Annotated in this window: 9 protein-coding genes and 14 tRNA genes; 7 read left to right on the top strand and 16 right to left on the bottom strand. The window is 44.9% G+C overall.

The window, feature by feature from the left end:
- Positions 1-55 precede the first annotated feature (55 nt).
- The 4 genes from AC0L46_RS01895 to AC0L46_RS01910 are packed head-to-tail and all read left to right on the top strand — an operon-like array spanning position 56 to position 3,363.
- Positions 56-919, top strand: a complete 864-nt coding sequence (locus AC0L46_RS01895) for a carbohydrate ABC transporter permease (protein ID WP_414681990.1) — start codon at positions 56-58, stop codon at positions 917-919.
- A 23-nt stretch (positions 920-942) separates the two neighbouring features.
- Positions 943-1,752, top strand: coding sequence for a carbohydrate ABC transporter permease (locus AC0L46_RS01900; protein ID WP_414681989.1), 810 nt, complete (start codon positions 943-945; stop codon positions 1,750-1,752).
- Positions 1,752-2,588: an endonuclease/exonuclease/phosphatase family protein gene (locus AC0L46_RS01905; RefSeq protein ID WP_473505357.1), complete on the top strand. Its 837-nt coding sequence runs from the start codon at positions 1,752-1,754 to the stop codon at positions 2,586-2,588. The genes AC0L46_RS01900 and AC0L46_RS01905 overlap by 1 nt, the downstream gene beginning before the upstream one ends.
- Before the next feature lie 4 nt (positions 2,589-2,592).
- A complete protein-coding gene (locus AC0L46_RS01910; RefSeq protein ID WP_414681986.1) occupies positions 2,593-3,363 on the top strand; it encodes an HAD-IIB family hydrolase in 771 nt (256 codons plus the stop codon).
- A 70-nt stretch (positions 3,364-3,433) separates the two neighbouring features.
- Here the strand turns inward: AC0L46_RS01910 and AC0L46_RS01915 are convergent, their stop codons facing one another.
- Together AC0L46_RS01915 and AC0L46_RS01920 are read right to left on the bottom strand one after the other, a co-directional pair.
- The gene (locus tag AC0L46_RS01915; protein WP_414681985.1) at positions 3,434-4,306 is read right to left on the bottom strand and encodes a DMT family transporter; all 873 of its coding nucleotides are present in this window, start codon (positions 4,304-4,306) and stop codon (positions 3,434-3,436) included.
- Positions 4,307-4,475: 169 nt separating this feature from the next.
- Positions 4,476-5,081, bottom strand: a complete 606-nt coding sequence (locus tag AC0L46_RS01920; protein ID WP_473505361.1) for a TetR/AcrR family transcriptional regulator — start codon at positions 5,079-5,081, stop codon at positions 4,476-4,478.
- Positions 5,082-5,354: 273 nt separating this feature from the next.
- Between AC0L46_RS01920 and AC0L46_RS01925 the strand changes: the two genes are divergently transcribed.
- The 3 genes from AC0L46_RS01925 to AC0L46_RS01935 are packed head-to-tail and all read left to right on the top strand — an operon-like array spanning position 5,355 to position 11,089.
- Positions 5,355-6,578, top strand: a complete 1,224-nt coding sequence (locus tag AC0L46_RS01925; protein WP_473505363.1) for an efflux RND transporter periplasmic adaptor subunit — start codon at positions 5,355-5,357, stop codon at positions 6,576-6,578.
- Positions 6,579-6,581: 3 nt separating this feature from the next.
- Positions 6,582-9,695 carry a multidrug efflux RND transporter permease subunit gene (locus AC0L46_RS01930; RefSeq protein WP_473505365.1) on the top strand — a complete coding sequence of 1,038 codons (3,114 nt, stop codon included), beginning with the start codon at positions 6,582-6,584 and terminating at the stop codon, positions 9,693-9,695.
- Positions 9,692-11,089: an efflux transporter outer membrane subunit gene (locus AC0L46_RS01935; protein ID WP_473505367.1), complete on the top strand. Its 1,398-nt coding sequence runs from the start codon at positions 9,692-9,694 to the stop codon at positions 11,087-11,089. The genes AC0L46_RS01930 and AC0L46_RS01935 overlap by 4 nt, the downstream gene beginning before the upstream one ends.
- A gap of 374 nt (positions 11,090-11,463) precedes the next feature.
- Here AC0L46_RS01935 and AC0L46_RS01940 read toward each other — a convergent pair.
- From AC0L46_RS01940 to AC0L46_RS02005, 14 genes are all read right to left on the bottom strand, one after another.
- Positions 11,464-11,539, bottom strand: a tRNA-Val gene (locus tag AC0L46_RS01940).
- A 137-nt stretch (positions 11,540-11,676) separates the two neighbouring features.
- Positions 11,677-11,753 (bottom strand) — tRNA-Asp (locus AC0L46_RS01945).
- 35 nt (positions 11,754-11,788) lie between these two features.
- Positions 11,789-11,864 (bottom strand) — tRNA-Val (locus AC0L46_RS01950).
- Positions 11,865-12,002: 138 nt separating this feature from the next.
- Positions 12,003-12,079, bottom strand: a tRNA-Asp gene (locus AC0L46_RS01955).
- A 52-nt stretch (positions 12,080-12,131) separates the two neighbouring features.
- Positions 12,132-12,207, bottom strand: a tRNA-Val gene (locus AC0L46_RS01960).
- A gap of 53 nt (positions 12,208-12,260) precedes the next feature.
- Positions 12,261-12,337 (bottom strand) — tRNA-Asp (locus AC0L46_RS01965).
- Between the two features lie 52 nt (positions 12,338-12,389).
- Positions 12,390-12,465, bottom strand: a tRNA-Val gene (locus AC0L46_RS01970).
- Between the two features lie 45 nt (positions 12,466-12,510).
- Positions 12,511-12,587: transfer RNA gene (locus tag AC0L46_RS01975), tRNA-Asp, on the bottom strand.
- Between the two features lie 52 nt (positions 12,588-12,639).
- Positions 12,640-12,715, bottom strand: a tRNA-Val gene (locus AC0L46_RS01980).
- A 19-nt stretch (positions 12,716-12,734) separates the two neighbouring features.
- A tRNA-Thr gene (locus tag AC0L46_RS01985) sits at positions 12,735-12,810 on the bottom strand.
- A 41-nt stretch (positions 12,811-12,851) separates the two neighbouring features.
- Positions 12,852-12,927 (bottom strand) — tRNA-Thr (locus AC0L46_RS01990).
- 46 nt (positions 12,928-12,973) lie between these two features.
- Positions 12,974-13,049, bottom strand: a tRNA-Thr gene (locus AC0L46_RS01995).
- A 65-nt stretch (positions 13,050-13,114) separates the two neighbouring features.
- Positions 13,115-13,190: transfer RNA gene (locus AC0L46_RS02000), tRNA-Thr, on the bottom strand.
- A gap of 13 nt (positions 13,191-13,203) precedes the next feature.
- Positions 13,204-13,280 (bottom strand) — tRNA-Pro (locus AC0L46_RS02005).
- Between the last annotated feature and the right edge of the window lie 192 nt (positions 13,281-13,472).

Genomic DNA, 13,472 nt, shown 5'->3' on the forward strand with positions numbered 1-13,472 from the left:
TACATGACATTCTGAACACAACGGGGCTAGCACTAGCCCCGTATTGGAATGACTTATGTTTAAAACCTATAAAGCTCAAGCTTGGTTACTTTTAGCACCAGCGCTCATTCTTTTAGTTGCCTTCACCTATCTGCCTATAGGCAATACCCTTTGGCGCAGTGTATTTGGCTTTGGTGTACAAATGGGAGACCTAGCTAGCAGCGAGAACTATGCACGTTTACTTGATGATCCCGTTTTCTGGGAAGTCTTAAAGAACAGTGCTCTGTATGCTGTGATCACAGTGCCTGCTTCTATATTTTTTGCTCTCATCATGGCACTTTGGGTGAATGGAAAAATCGCTGGCACAGGCTTTATGCGACTTTCCTTCTTTACCCCAACCATGTTGCCAATGATCTCTGTCGCTAACATTTGGTTGCTCTTTTATAGTTCTGAAATTGGTCTATTTAATGCCATCTTGGGCTGGTTTGGTTGGTCTGGTGTGAATTGGTTAGGCAATCCAGATACCGCCCTTTACAGCCTAATGACCATGACCATTTGGAAAGAAGCAGGATTCTTTATGATCTTCTATCTTGCTGCACTACAAACCATCTCGCCAGATTTATATAAGGCCGCGAAAACCGAGAATGCTTCAAGCTTATACATTTTCCGACGCATTACTTTTCCTTTGCTTATGCCAACAACCCTGTTTGTCTTTGTGAACGCGCTATTAAACTCGTTCAAGCTGATTGACCACCTGTTCATCCTCACTAAAGGTGGGCCGAACAATGCCACCAATCTCCTGCTTTATTACATCTATGAGAACTCTTTCGCCTTTTTCGATACCGCCTACGCATCCGCACTGACAGTCGTGCTGCTGCTGATATTGATTGTGATGGCACTCATACAATTCGGTGTGATTGAACGTCGCATCCACTATTAACCACCAAACAACCGAGATTGATAATGAATAAAACACTGACTCTTTTATCTTCTAGTATTGCTTTGGTATTAGCATTTCTGTGGATATTCCCTTTGCTGTACGCCTTTTGGGCGGCTTTTCATAGCTCCGAATACACAACGAGTTTTTCTTTGTTTGCCCCATTGGAGCTAGGGAACTTTAAAAAGGCTTGGTCTCAAGCGCCTTTTGTCAGCTACATGTTCAATACTTTTGCCATCAGCCTTTTAACACTGGCGGGGCAACTCATTGTCTGTACTTTGGCCGCTTACGCATTAGCTCGCATTCAATTCAACGGACGAGCACTGGTCTTTAGCCTGATCATTATGCAATTGATGGTGACACCTGAAATACTCATTGTGGAGAACTATCAAACCTTAGCTCAACTTCATGCCATTGATACCTATTTTGCGGTCGCGATTCCTTACGTTGCCAGTGCCTTTGGTATTTTCTTATTGCGTCAAAGCTTTAAGACCATTCCTATCGACCTAGAAAATGCGGCAAAACTGGAAGGATGTAATCTTTTACAAATCATTTGGAAAGTCTATGTGCCTCTTGCCAAGCCAACTTATGTGGCTTATGCCTTAGTGTCCATTAGCACACATTGGAATAATTTCTTATGGCCTTTAATCGCCACAAACACAGAAAATAGCCGCCCACTCACCGTTGGTTTGTCTATTTTTGGTGCGCCAGAATCTGGTGTAGATTGGGCCATCATTTGTGCTGGAACCCTCATATCCATTGGGCCGCTTCTGCTCATGTTTATCGTCTTTCAGCGTCAATTCATTCAGTCATTTATGCATGCAGGGATAAAGTAATGCGCTTACTCAGTTGGAACATTCAATCCACAAAAGGATGCGATGGTGTATTCAATATACATCGAATTATCGATGTCATTAAGGCGTTTGGAGAGCTCGATGTGATCTGCTTGCAGGAAGTCTCTAGAAACATACAAGCCTACAATGACGACGACCAAAAACAGCTTTTCGAAGACGCTTTTGAAGGCTACCACAGTGTTTGGTCAACCGGTTTTAGTCGCCCTTTAGCCAATGGCAAGTGCCAAGAATTCGGCAATCTAACGCTCGTAAAGCAAGGCAAACTTTTAGATCAGCGTATCCATCAGTTACCAGCCCCTTATGTGTCTCCCGCGATACAAATTCCGAGAACCATTGCTGAAGCCGTCATTTCCTATAAAGGCAACAGCATCACCCTATTAAACACGCACCTTGCTTATCACTCAGAGTTCGAGTCGGCACAGCAAATTGAGCACCTCACTAAGCTTCGAGATCAGATTCTCTCTCACCAAAAGCCACCAGCCTCTCAACTCAATGATGCTTATCTCCTCGCCCAAAGAGGCCAGCACGTCTTATTATGTGGCGACCTTAATGTTGACTTGAACAGCGCCAAATACACAAGAATGACCAGTGAAATGGCATGGTTGGATGCGGCAGAAATCCCATTAAAAAACACCAACTCTTCACAACGTCAGCCAACGTGTGGCGTCTTTGATACAGACCTATGGCCAGACGGCGCCCATGTTCGAGACTACTTCCTTTGCTCCTCTGGACTTCACAATCAGATAACAACCTTTGACGTAAACACCTTAACCATGGCGTCCGATCATCAACCTATTTGCTTAACTTTAAAAGATTAAAACCATGACACAGAACCCAAAAAGCTTACCTAAAACCCTAGCTAACCCTATTAAAGTCCTATTCACAGATGTGGACGATACCTTGACCCTTAATGGAGAAATCCCGCTTCAAACCATCCAGTCATTACACACGCTAAGACAGAACAATATTCTTGTTATTCCGGTTACTGGAGCCAGCGCAGGATGGTGTGACTGCCTACTCAAGACGCTTCCGATAAAATACATCATTGGTGAAAATGGGGCTTTTTTTATGACACAGGAAGAGCGCGGTCATACTCGATTAACTCATTTAAAAGACCCAAAAGAAGTAGAAAGTGATTTAGAAAAACTCAAATCATTGGCCAATCAGCTGAACAGCAATTTCCCAGACATTAGCTTTACACAGGATCAAGACTTCCGAATCACCGATGTTGCATTAGACATAGGGCAAGCGGTTCAAGTGGATTTTTCCGATGCAAAACGAGCCACCCAATGGTTAAAAGAAAAAGGCGTGAATGCGAAACTCAGCTCCATTCATATCAATACTTGGATTGGCGACTACAACAAAGCCACAGGGGCTTTAGCTTGGCTGAAAGCACATGACATTTCTCTTGAGGAAACGGCGTTTATAGGCGACTCCAGCAATGATGAAGCCATGTTCCAAGCCATTCCCCTCTCCATTGGTGTTGCTAATGTTGAAAGATTTCTCCCGACACTGACCCATAAACCCAATTACATCACACAAGAAAAAGGGGGATTAGGTTTCGTTGAACTTGCTAACTCGCTGGTTTCTTAACATTAGCAAGACACTGACAAATAAGTAACAGCTTTTATTAAGTAGAATTAAGCTGTTACTCGTTGGAGGGTTACTGACTTAAACGCAAGATCAAAATACCCGCAAGTGCCGCAAGCAGCCCCAAGATTTCTTGGCGGCTGAACACTTCTTTTAGAAACACTCGCGAATACAACAAAATAATCAAAATATTCATTGCAGCAATCGCTGACACCAAGCCTGTCGTTCCGATAGCAAAAGCGGACAATATAGCCATCATTCCCGCCACATTGGTTAAACCGATCAGCATCCCACATCCGAACGTTTTTGCACCAGACCAATGTGGTGCAACATCATTCCCATTACGATCGGTAATACGACGGTTCTTCAACCAGCCAACCGCAAACAGAAAACTGCCAAAGCCAAACATCAGTGTTAATGTCGCAAACATATCCGAATCTAAACGGGTAGATTGCTTCCCAAACACATCGTTCAAAGCAAAACATAAGGCGGCAAGTAAGCCCCATTGCGCCCCTTGTAAATTACGGAAGGAAATATCATTTGAATAACGTATGGTATAAAGCCCAATAAAAATAACGATAAAACCGATAAACTGTTGCGTGGTGAGTGTTTCGTTCCAGAACAAAAAAGCCATCAAAACGACAAATAAAGGTGGCAAGCCTGACAGCACACTAATAAGAGACGCCTTCCCGACTGAAAAGCCTTTATGCAATGCCGCATTTGCAGCAAAAGAGCCAAAGCCCATCGCCAAACCCACAGCAACATGAGCCCATGTATACCACTGCTGATCCAACAGCCACATCGCAATCGAGCTAATAACAAAGCCGACAAAAAACACACCACATAACATTAAATTCCGGTTAATGTTTTTTTGCGATGTCCATTGATACATCACTCCTCTCATGCCAAAAAATAGAGCGGCTAACAGCGCATAAACAATCCACATAATTTACTCCTTAAATTACTCTAAAAGGCACAAGAAGGTTCACCAACAAGGAAAGCGGGTTCACAGACTTTAAACGAGGAACCATTGTACAGAGTTATTTACAAAATGCTGTAGCTGAGCAATCCGGATATTAGCACCCGTTCCGCTAAAAGAATTATGTCTTTTTACTCTATTTAGTAGTGACTGATTGGCTATTTTCAGGCGCTAAAAACTTAGATACGGCTTCCAGTGAAGACCAAGATTTATGAAACGCATCCTTTAAACTAATGTCTGTCTGCAACCAAAGCTCAATACCAGACCAACAACTGGATAACAAAATATCCGATAATATATTCATAGAAAAAACGGATGAATTGGGGCACTTTTTCGAGAGAATCGAGCTTAACTCATCTCGCATCTTAACCATTCTCGCCAACCTTATCTGGCTCACTCTTGGATGATTCTTAACCACTTCCTGTGCAACGACAAGCTCAGGCCGATGAGGCTCTAACATCAAAGTATGCTCCTGCATAAACTCACGTAAGCAATCAATGTATTCCCCTTCACTGGCGAGAAACCTATCAACCATCTCTGTAGGAATCTGCATTTCAGGCCCCATAAGAGCGGCTTCTTTGTTCGGATAATAATTAAAAAAGGTTCTTTGACTAATTCCAAGGTGAAGACTGATATCTAAAGTAGTGACGTTATCAAACCCTTCTTTATTGACTAGCTCTAAAGTCGCTTGCTGGATGTCTTGAGCCGTCTGCAGGCGTCTACGCTCGCGCAGATTTGACATAATTTTCTCTCTTATTGAATGATTGTGATGTTCTCCATCTCACGCCAAAAGGCATGACGAGCACATTATCTGAAAGAATTCTGGTTATAACAACTTTCTCGTTCAAAAGTTTACTTTAAAGACTTGCATGTTTTTTCACACATTCATGCACTTAACGTAAACTTTGCATATTGTGCAATTAAGCTCAATTCCCTACCATACTTTTTATGATCCGCACCCTGCATAAATTGTAAGAGAAGCTCCAAATTACGACCTAACCAAGGAAATCAATTAATGAAAAATGACAAAAAGTACTGGTTTAAACAAAGCCTTTTAGTTATCGCTCTAATTGCGTCTCAAGGCGTGAAAGCTGAAGGACCACCAGCGGGTGGCCCACCAACCGCGCAATCTCGCTCTGTTGGTATTATTGAAGTCGAGCAACAAAGTGTCCCTATCATTGTTGAATTACCAGGCCGCTCTGTGGCTTATGAACAAGCCAATATCAGGCCGCGTGTTGAAGGTGTGGTCATCGAGAAACTTTATGAGCCGGGTAAACTCGTTGAAAAAGGCACACCTTTATTCCAACTAGACGATTCAACGTATCAGGCCAGTGTCGCTACCTATGAAGCCTCCGTTGCCGAAGCGGAAGCGGATTTGCCTGTTAAGCAAGCTGCTTATGATAGAGCGAAGAAACTGGAAGGCTCTGGCTACACTTCCGACGATGTGGATTCAGCAAAATCCTCCTTAGCATCGGCTAAAGCCACACTACAATCCGCAGAAGCAGCGTTGAAATATGCTCGCACACAACTTAGCTGGACCACCATCACAGCGCCGATCCAAGGCATTGTTGATGTGTCTGATGTATCACTAGGGGATTTAGTCACAGCGGGGCAAAGCGATAACTTAACCACAGTTACAACCCTAGACCCTATCTATGTCGATATGGTGGCGCCGGTTGCGGAAGTGTTAAAAATGCGTCGTAACATCGAAAAAGGACTGGTACAAGAAGGTCAAAAACTCTCCGCGACGTTACAGCTAAGCAATGGTGAAACCTACCAAGGCACGGGTATGCTTGTGTCTTCTTCCCCTACCGTATCGACTAGCACAGGTGTGGTGACTGCACGTTTTCAGTTCGATAACCCTGATCATGTGATTCTGCCAGGAATGTTCATTCAAGGTACCTTGCAACCTGGTACTCAACAGGCTTATTTAATTCCACAAAGAGCCGGCACTCACGGTGCTGATGGCAAGTTGTCAGTATTTGTTGTGAACAGTGAAGGCAAAGCTGAAATTGTTAAACTCGATACCCTAGGAAGTTACAACAACAATTGGATTGTGACATCCGGCTTAACAGCTCACCAACAGCTGATAGCTGATGGTCAGAAAAATCTAGTGGAAGGCAGCGACGTTGACCCTGTGTTGGTGACCATCCAACAAGATGGCACCACTGTTGATGTTGATTCTGCTGATTCTTCAGCCTCAGCACACAGTGCGCAGATGACTCAGCTGGAGAAGTAAACCATGACTCAGTTTTTTATCCATCGACCTGTTTTTGCCTGGGTATTGGCAATCACGGTGATGATTATCGGTGCCTTTGGCTTACAAAGTCTGGCCATTTCACAATACCCAGAAGTTGCCCCAACCTCGGTGAACATTAATGCCACTTATTCTGGTGCCTCAGGTGAAATTGTCGCGAACTCAGTGACCTCGGTAATTGAAGACGGTATGACAGACCTTGACGGTTTGCTGTACATGACCTCGACTTCTAGTGAAGGCAGTTCCAGTATATCCCTAACCTTTGACAGTGCGGTTGACCCAGACATTGCACAAGTACAGGTGCAAAATAAGTTACAGCTGGTGGAAGGCTCTTTGCCAACGGCTGTGACCAGCACAGGGATTTCGGTTACCCGCTCTAGCAGCAGTATTTTATTGGTGGGTGGTTTAGTCTCCACTGATGGCAAATATTCAGATGTCGCCTTGGGTAATTTATTTTCTGACAAGATGCAAAAACAGCTGGAACGCCTTGAAGGGGTGGGTGATGTTAACTTGTTCGGTAGTGAATATGCGATGCGTGTTTGGTTAGACCCAAGCAAACTGTATCAATATTCCCTAACACCAAGTGATGTGACCGACGCTATCAGTAGCCAAAACACTAACGTCACCGTTGGTTCCTTGGGTGCGACGCCAAGTGTTGAAGGTCAGCAGACTAAGATCTTGCTAAAAACACGTTCACAACTGACGTCTGTCAGCGATTTTGAAAACATTGTCTTGATGACGAACGATGATGGTTCCTCGGTCTTTTTAAGCGATGTGGCCAGAATTGAGCTTGATAACGATGACTACGATGTTACCTCCATTTACAACAACTACAACGCGGTGGGCTTTGGTGTTAACTTGTCTACCGGTGCGAACGCGGTAGAAACTTCAGAGCGCGTTCACAGTACCATTTCTCAGTTGTCAGAAGGTCTTCCTCAAGGCATAGAAGTTGTTTATTCCTACGACACAACACCTTTCATCGAAAAGTCCATTACGCAAATTTTCCATACCTTGATCGAAGCCATTGCTTTGGTATTTATCGTTATCTTGGTGTTTTTGCAAAGCTGGCGAGCCACCTTAATTCCTACAATCGTGGTGCCAATTGTATTATTGGGAACCTTTGCCATTCTGGAAGCAGCGGGTCTAACTCTTAATACTCTCACCATGTTCGCGCTAGTACTGGCCATCGGCTTATTGGTGGATGACGCCATCGTCGTGGTCGAAAACGTTGAGCGTATCATGGAAGAAGAAAACCTAAGCGCCTTAGCGGCCACCGAAAAAAGTATGAAAGAGATTTCCTCTGCTTTGGTGGGCATAGTGATAGTGCTGTCATCGGTATTCTTACCTATGGCCTTTATGAGCGGCTCAACGGGGATTATATATCGCCAGTTCTCGGTGACCATTATTTCCGCTATGGTGTTGTCTCTGTTCGTGGCGCTTATCTTAACCCCGGCCATGTGTGCCACCTTGCTAAAACCGTCCCATGGTAAGCCTAAAAACGTTGCAGCGCGCACCTTCAACAAGGCGTTTGACCGTTTAAACCTGAACTACTCTGGTAGCGTTGCACGCTTCCTGAAAAGACCTTTCCGAATGCTGTTATCGGTTGCACTAATCGGTATTGCCTGTAACTACTTATACCAGCAGCTGCCTTCTAGCTTTGTCCCAACAGAAGACCAAAGTATTCTGATGGCCACAGTGTCTTTGCCAGAAAATGCCACTCGCGCACAAACCACTAAGACTGCGACCGCCCTCAAAGATTACCTATTGAATGAACAAGGTGATTACGTTGAAGGTGTGTTCTCACCTATTGGTTACAGCTTTGATGGCAGCGGCCAAAACAAAGCCATGGCGTTTGTTAAACTAAAAGATATTTCCGAGCGTCCTAATAAATCGGCTGCACAAATTGCTGCTGAGGCCAACGGACACTTTGGTAGCGGTCGTTATGGACAGGTTCTGTTCTTGCAACCTCCGGCTATCCAAGGTCTGGGAACGTCTAATGGTTTCCAAATGTACCTGATTGACCGTGGTAACAATGGTATTGAAGCCTTACAGCAACAAGCTCAAAAGCTTGCGGCTGACGCCCAGCAGTCGGGGCTAGTGACTGCCGTACGAGGCTTTGATGCCAACACAGCCACTCAGCTGACCATGGACATTAATGCTCAGCAAGCCCAAGCATTTGGCCTAAGTCTGTCTGATATTAATGACAACTTATCTATCATTTTTGGTGGCGAATATGTCAACGATTTCGTTCTAGATGGCAAGCTTCGGAACGTTCGAGTCAAGGGCGACCAAGAACACCGCATGCAGCCGGTTGATATTAACGATTGGTACATGCGCAACAGTGACAACGAAATGGTGCCAATGGCCGCCTTCAGCCAACAAGTTTGGGGGGAAACCATCACCACGCTTTACCACCATAATGGTGAAATAGCGATTTCTTTAGAAGGTTCTGCCGCACCCGGTGCGACCTCTGGGGAAGCCATGGATGAAATGGCCCGCTTGGTTGAAAATCTTGGTCCTGATTACGATTACGCTTGGGCAGGATTGTCTTACCAAGAGCAAATTGCCGGTGACCAAGAACTCATCTTGTATCTGCTCTCTGCAGTTGTGGTATTCCTTGCACTTGCGGCGCTTTATGAAAGTTGGTCAGTACCTTTGGCTGTGATTCTGGCGGTGCCGATCAGTGTTCTTGGTGCGCTATTAGCCACTTGGATATTTGGTCAGTCCAATGATGTTTACTTCAAAGTCGGTATGTTGACCACCATAGGTCTAGCGGCCCGTAACGCGATTCTGATCATTGAGTTTGCTGAAAGCATGCGACAGCAAGGCACAGACATTGTGGAAGCCATTATTACCGCTGCCAAAATGCGTTTGCGCCCTATTCTGATGACTACATTCGCCTTTGCATTCGGTGTTTTACCTTTAGCAACCGCCGATGGCACTGGGGCTAACGCCCAGAATTCCATTGGTACTGGCATGCTTGGTGGTATCGTGTTCTCGGCAATTTTCGGCATCCTGATGGTGCCCGTCTTATACCTCGCCATTATGAAGATTGTTGATATGGTGAAAAGTATCGGCAAGAAGGAAACAGTAAAATGATGAATTTATTAAAAATAGCGCCCTTCATATTGTTAACCGGTTGTGCTGCGGTGGGTCCTGATTGGGAAGCGCCAACAACAAAGTTGGAAAGTACCTTTGTGAGCGGTGAAAGCAGCAGCATTAACGATGTGGCCTACCAAGCTTGGTGGCGAGAGTTTAATGACCCAACCCTGACCGCTTTAGTAGAAAAAGGTTTCGAGCAAAACCTAAGCATTTTGCAAGCGAAGGAACGTATCCGTGAAGCCAATGCCCTATTGCGTGAAACAGGTATTAACTCTGCTTTAGATGGTTCTTTGTTCTATGACAGATTACGTTCTGGGGGACAAAACGTGTCGACCTCAACCAGTTCCAGCGCGAGTTTAGACGCTGAATTTGTTATCGACTTATTTGGTGGCATTCGCCGCGAGCAAGAAGCGGCTCAAGCCTATTTGGCCGCTGCTCAGGCCGATATCGGCACAGAGCGTTTGGCTTGGTTAGCAGAGCTAATTGAGAAGTATGCGGATGCCCGCTACTACCAGAAAGCCGCTGAGCTAACAGAGGCAACCATTAATACTCGCCAAGACACTCTAGCCATTACCCAAAGACAATTGGATAACGGCTTGTCTACCCATTATGAGTTGGCCGAAATAAAAGCCGCGTTACAAACCGCTCAAGCGGACCTACCGGGTTATCAGGCCCAGTATCAAGCAGCGGTCTTTGCCTTAGCAACCTTGATGGATGAACCGGCTAAGCAGATCTTGGGAACCATGGAGTCCAGCGCGGATCAGCTAATCCTGCCCACAACGATTGCCACAGGCATTCCAGCAGACTTGCTGCGTAATCGTCCTGACATTCGCTACTACGAAGCTATCTTGCATCAACAAGTGGCAAAAACCGGGGCAGAAGAAGCCGATCTTTACCCTTCTATCAGCTTAACTGGCTCGGTCTCTCATGCCGATTCTGCCGATAGCTGGAGCTTTGGCCCTTCTATTTCGCTAGGCCTGTTTAATCGCGGCTTACTCAAAGCACAACGTGATGCACAGATTTCTGCTGCTAATCAGGCTGAGATTGACTGGCGTTCCAGCGTACAAGATGCTGTGGAAGATGTGCATGTTGCCCAATCCAACTTCACCTTGTACTTACAACAATCTGAGTTGTTAAAGCAAGCAGCAGAGTCCTACAGTACCGCGCTAGAGCTTGGGCATAATAACTTCAAGAATGGCGCCATGACCTTGCTTGACTTGTTGGATACCGTCCGCTCCGAAGCCAGCACGCAAATCAGTGCGGCTTCCGCTCGCAATACTGCCCTGCAAGAATGGGCAGCCTTGCAAATAGCCATTGGTGCTGGGGCAGGATTTGCAGATCTAGAACAAAACAGTGAAGAAACGAAGGTAGAAACGGTCGCTCAACCTTAAGTACAACAGACTTAGTAAGCTACCCAAAAACGGAAAAGCGTTTACGCGCTTTTCCGTTTTTTTGTGCTCTATAATTTATAAATTTCATTACTTACTCAGGTTACATACTGAAGAATACTTAGTGCAAGTATCACACGTCACCAGCAGACCATTAAAAGTATACAAACAAAGACAAGTGGAATTAGGAAAGAATATTAAAAGCAGCTAGGAAGGGTGTTAAAGATCTTTAATCAATACTTAAAAATACACAAGGTACGACATATTATCTGCGTAAGATAAGATTCAATATTGAGCTTTATGATTGATTTAAAAATGAAGGAATATATAAAAACAGTTTTTAGGACAAGGAGTATAAGAAGATTAATAACCTAGAATGGTGGGTGTGGAGAGGTTCGAACTCCCGACATTCGCCTTGTAAGGGCGACGCTCTCCCAACTGAGCTACACACCCATATAGTTTTACATCTTTAGGTAGATGAGGAGCTCTTAACTCCAAATATCGATGTAACTTGTAAGAAAGAATTCCAACATAGCAACATACCCGTTTTAAACTTTCTTGCTACCATTTACTTACAGTTTAATAAGTAATGGCGGAATGGACGGGACTCGAACCCGCGACCCCCTGCGTGACAGGCAGGTATTCTAACCAACTGAACTACCACTCCGTTTTCATAGGTTCTTTAGCCACTTCCTTATTAAGTGGTGGGTGTGGAGAGGTTCGAACTCCCGACATTCGCCTTGTAAGGGCGACGCTCTCCCAACTGAGCTACACACCCGTCATAATTTAACATCTTACTAGATGTGGAGTTTGAACTCCCGGTGTCTTGCGCCTTGCTAGGAAACGAATCTCCCAACTGAGCTACACACCCGCTTTAAGCTTTCTTACTACCAGTTACTTACAGCTTAATAAGTAATGGCGGAATGGACGGGACTCGAACCCGCGACCCCCTGCGTGACAGGCAGGTATTCTAACCAACTGAACTACCACTCCAACACAATCTAAATCTTTTACTTATCTTTCAATAAGCCCACTGTTTAGTAAGTGGTGGGTGTGGAGAGGTTCGAACTCCCGACATTCGCCTTGTAAGGGCGACGCTCTCCCAACTGAGCTACACACCCATCATAGTGATGGTATTACTAGCCAACTTACTTTTCACATTAACCAAAGTAAGTGGCGGAATGGACGGGACTCGAACCCGCGACCCCCTGCGTGACAGGCAGGTATTCTAACCAACTGAACTACCACTCCAACACAATCTAAATCTTTTACTTATCTTTCAATAAGCCCACTGTTTAGTAAGTGGTGGGTGTGGAGAGGTTCGAACTCCCGACATTCGCCTTGTAAGGGCGACGCTCTCCCAACTGAGCTACACACCCGCTCTAAGCTTTATTAGTACCAGTTACTTACAGCTTAATAAGTAATGGCGGAATGGACGGGACTCGAACCCGCGACCCCCTGCGTGACAGGCAGGTATTCTAACCAACTGAACTACCACTCCAACACAATCTAAATCTTTTACTTATCTTTCAATAAGCCCACTGTTTAGTAAGTGGTGGGTGTGGAGAGGTTCGAACTCCCGACATTCGCCTTGTAAGGGCGACGCTCTCCCAACTGAGCTACACACCCATTCTCATTTAGCCTTTAATGGTGCCGCCACCAAGAGTCGAACTCGGGACCCTCTGATTACAAGTCAGATGCTCTACCAACTGAGCTATAGCGGCTAAACGCTAAATCAAATTTTCAATTACTCTAAGAGTAAAAGTGGTGCCGCCACCAAGAGTCGAACTCGGGACCCTCTGATTACAAGTCAGATGCTCTACCAACTGAGCTATAGCGGCATTACATAACGCAGTTTACTTTTATATGACACATCTTAAATTAAGATGGTGCCGCCACCAAGAGTCGAACTCGGGACCCTCTGATTACAAGTCAGATGCTCTACCAACTGAGCTATAGCGGCTTTAATAAAAGCAAAATCTTTTTTTATTTCTAATCTTTAAAAGAAAAGAAACTTTGACCAAGTAATGGTGCCGCCACCAAGAGTCGAACTCGGGACCCTCTGATTACAAGTCAGATGCTCTACCAACTGAGCTATAGCGGCTAAACTATTTTCTTGGTCGGGACGGCAGGATTTGAACCTGCGACCACTAGCACCCCATGCTAGTGCGCTACCAGGCTGCGCTACGCCCCGAAACCAACAACAACTCTGTCGTTGTCAGCGGGTGCGTATATTACTATAACGAATTGAAAAGGGAAGAGTTTTATAACTTTTTTTTAAATTAAATCATGTAAGTTAGACCTAACAGATAAATTGGTTATTCTCTGATCTAAATACCCTCATCAACAAACCAACAACCTCAAATAAACCTCTTGTTCGTTAAAT

It is taken from the genome of Marinomonas sp. 15G6-16, from assembly GCF_055809555.1.

What these genes read in the sequence shown, in the direction of transcription:
- AC0L46_RS01930 (WP_473505365.1), top strand. Translation starts at nt 6,582, where the DNA reads ATGACTCAGTTTTTTATCCATCGACCTGTTTTTGCCTGGGTATTGGCA.
- AC0L46_RS01915 (WP_414681985.1), bottom strand. Translation starts at nt 4,306, where the DNA reads ATGTGGATTGTTTATGCGCTGTTAGCCGCTCTATTTTTTGGCATGAGA.
- AC0L46_RS01925 (WP_473505363.1), top strand. Translation starts at nt 5,355, where the DNA reads ATGAAAAATGACAAAAAGTACTGGTTTAAACAAAGCCTTTTAGTTATC.
- AC0L46_RS01905 (WP_473505357.1), top strand. Translation starts at nt 1,752, where the DNA reads ATGCGCTTACTCAGTTGGAACATTCAATCCACAAAAGGATGCGATGGT.
- AC0L46_RS01895 (WP_414681990.1), top strand. Translation starts at nt 56, where the DNA reads ATGTTTAAAACCTATAAAGCTCAAGCTTGGTTACTTTTAGCACCAGCG.
- AC0L46_RS01910 (WP_414681986.1), top strand. Translation starts at nt 2,593, where the DNA reads ATGACACAGAACCCAAAAAGCTTACCTAAAACCCTAGCTAACCCTATT.
- AC0L46_RS01935 (WP_473505367.1), top strand. Translation starts at nt 9,692, where the DNA reads ATGATGAATTTATTAAAAATAGCGCCCTTCATATTGTTAACCGGTTGT.
- AC0L46_RS01920 (WP_473505361.1), bottom strand. Translation starts at nt 5,081, where the DNA reads ATGTCAAATCTGCGCGAGCGTAGACGCCTGCAGACGGCTCAAGACATC.
- AC0L46_RS01900 (WP_414681989.1), top strand. Translation starts at nt 943, where the DNA reads ATGAATAAAACACTGACTCTTTTATCTTCTAGTATTGCTTTGGTATTA.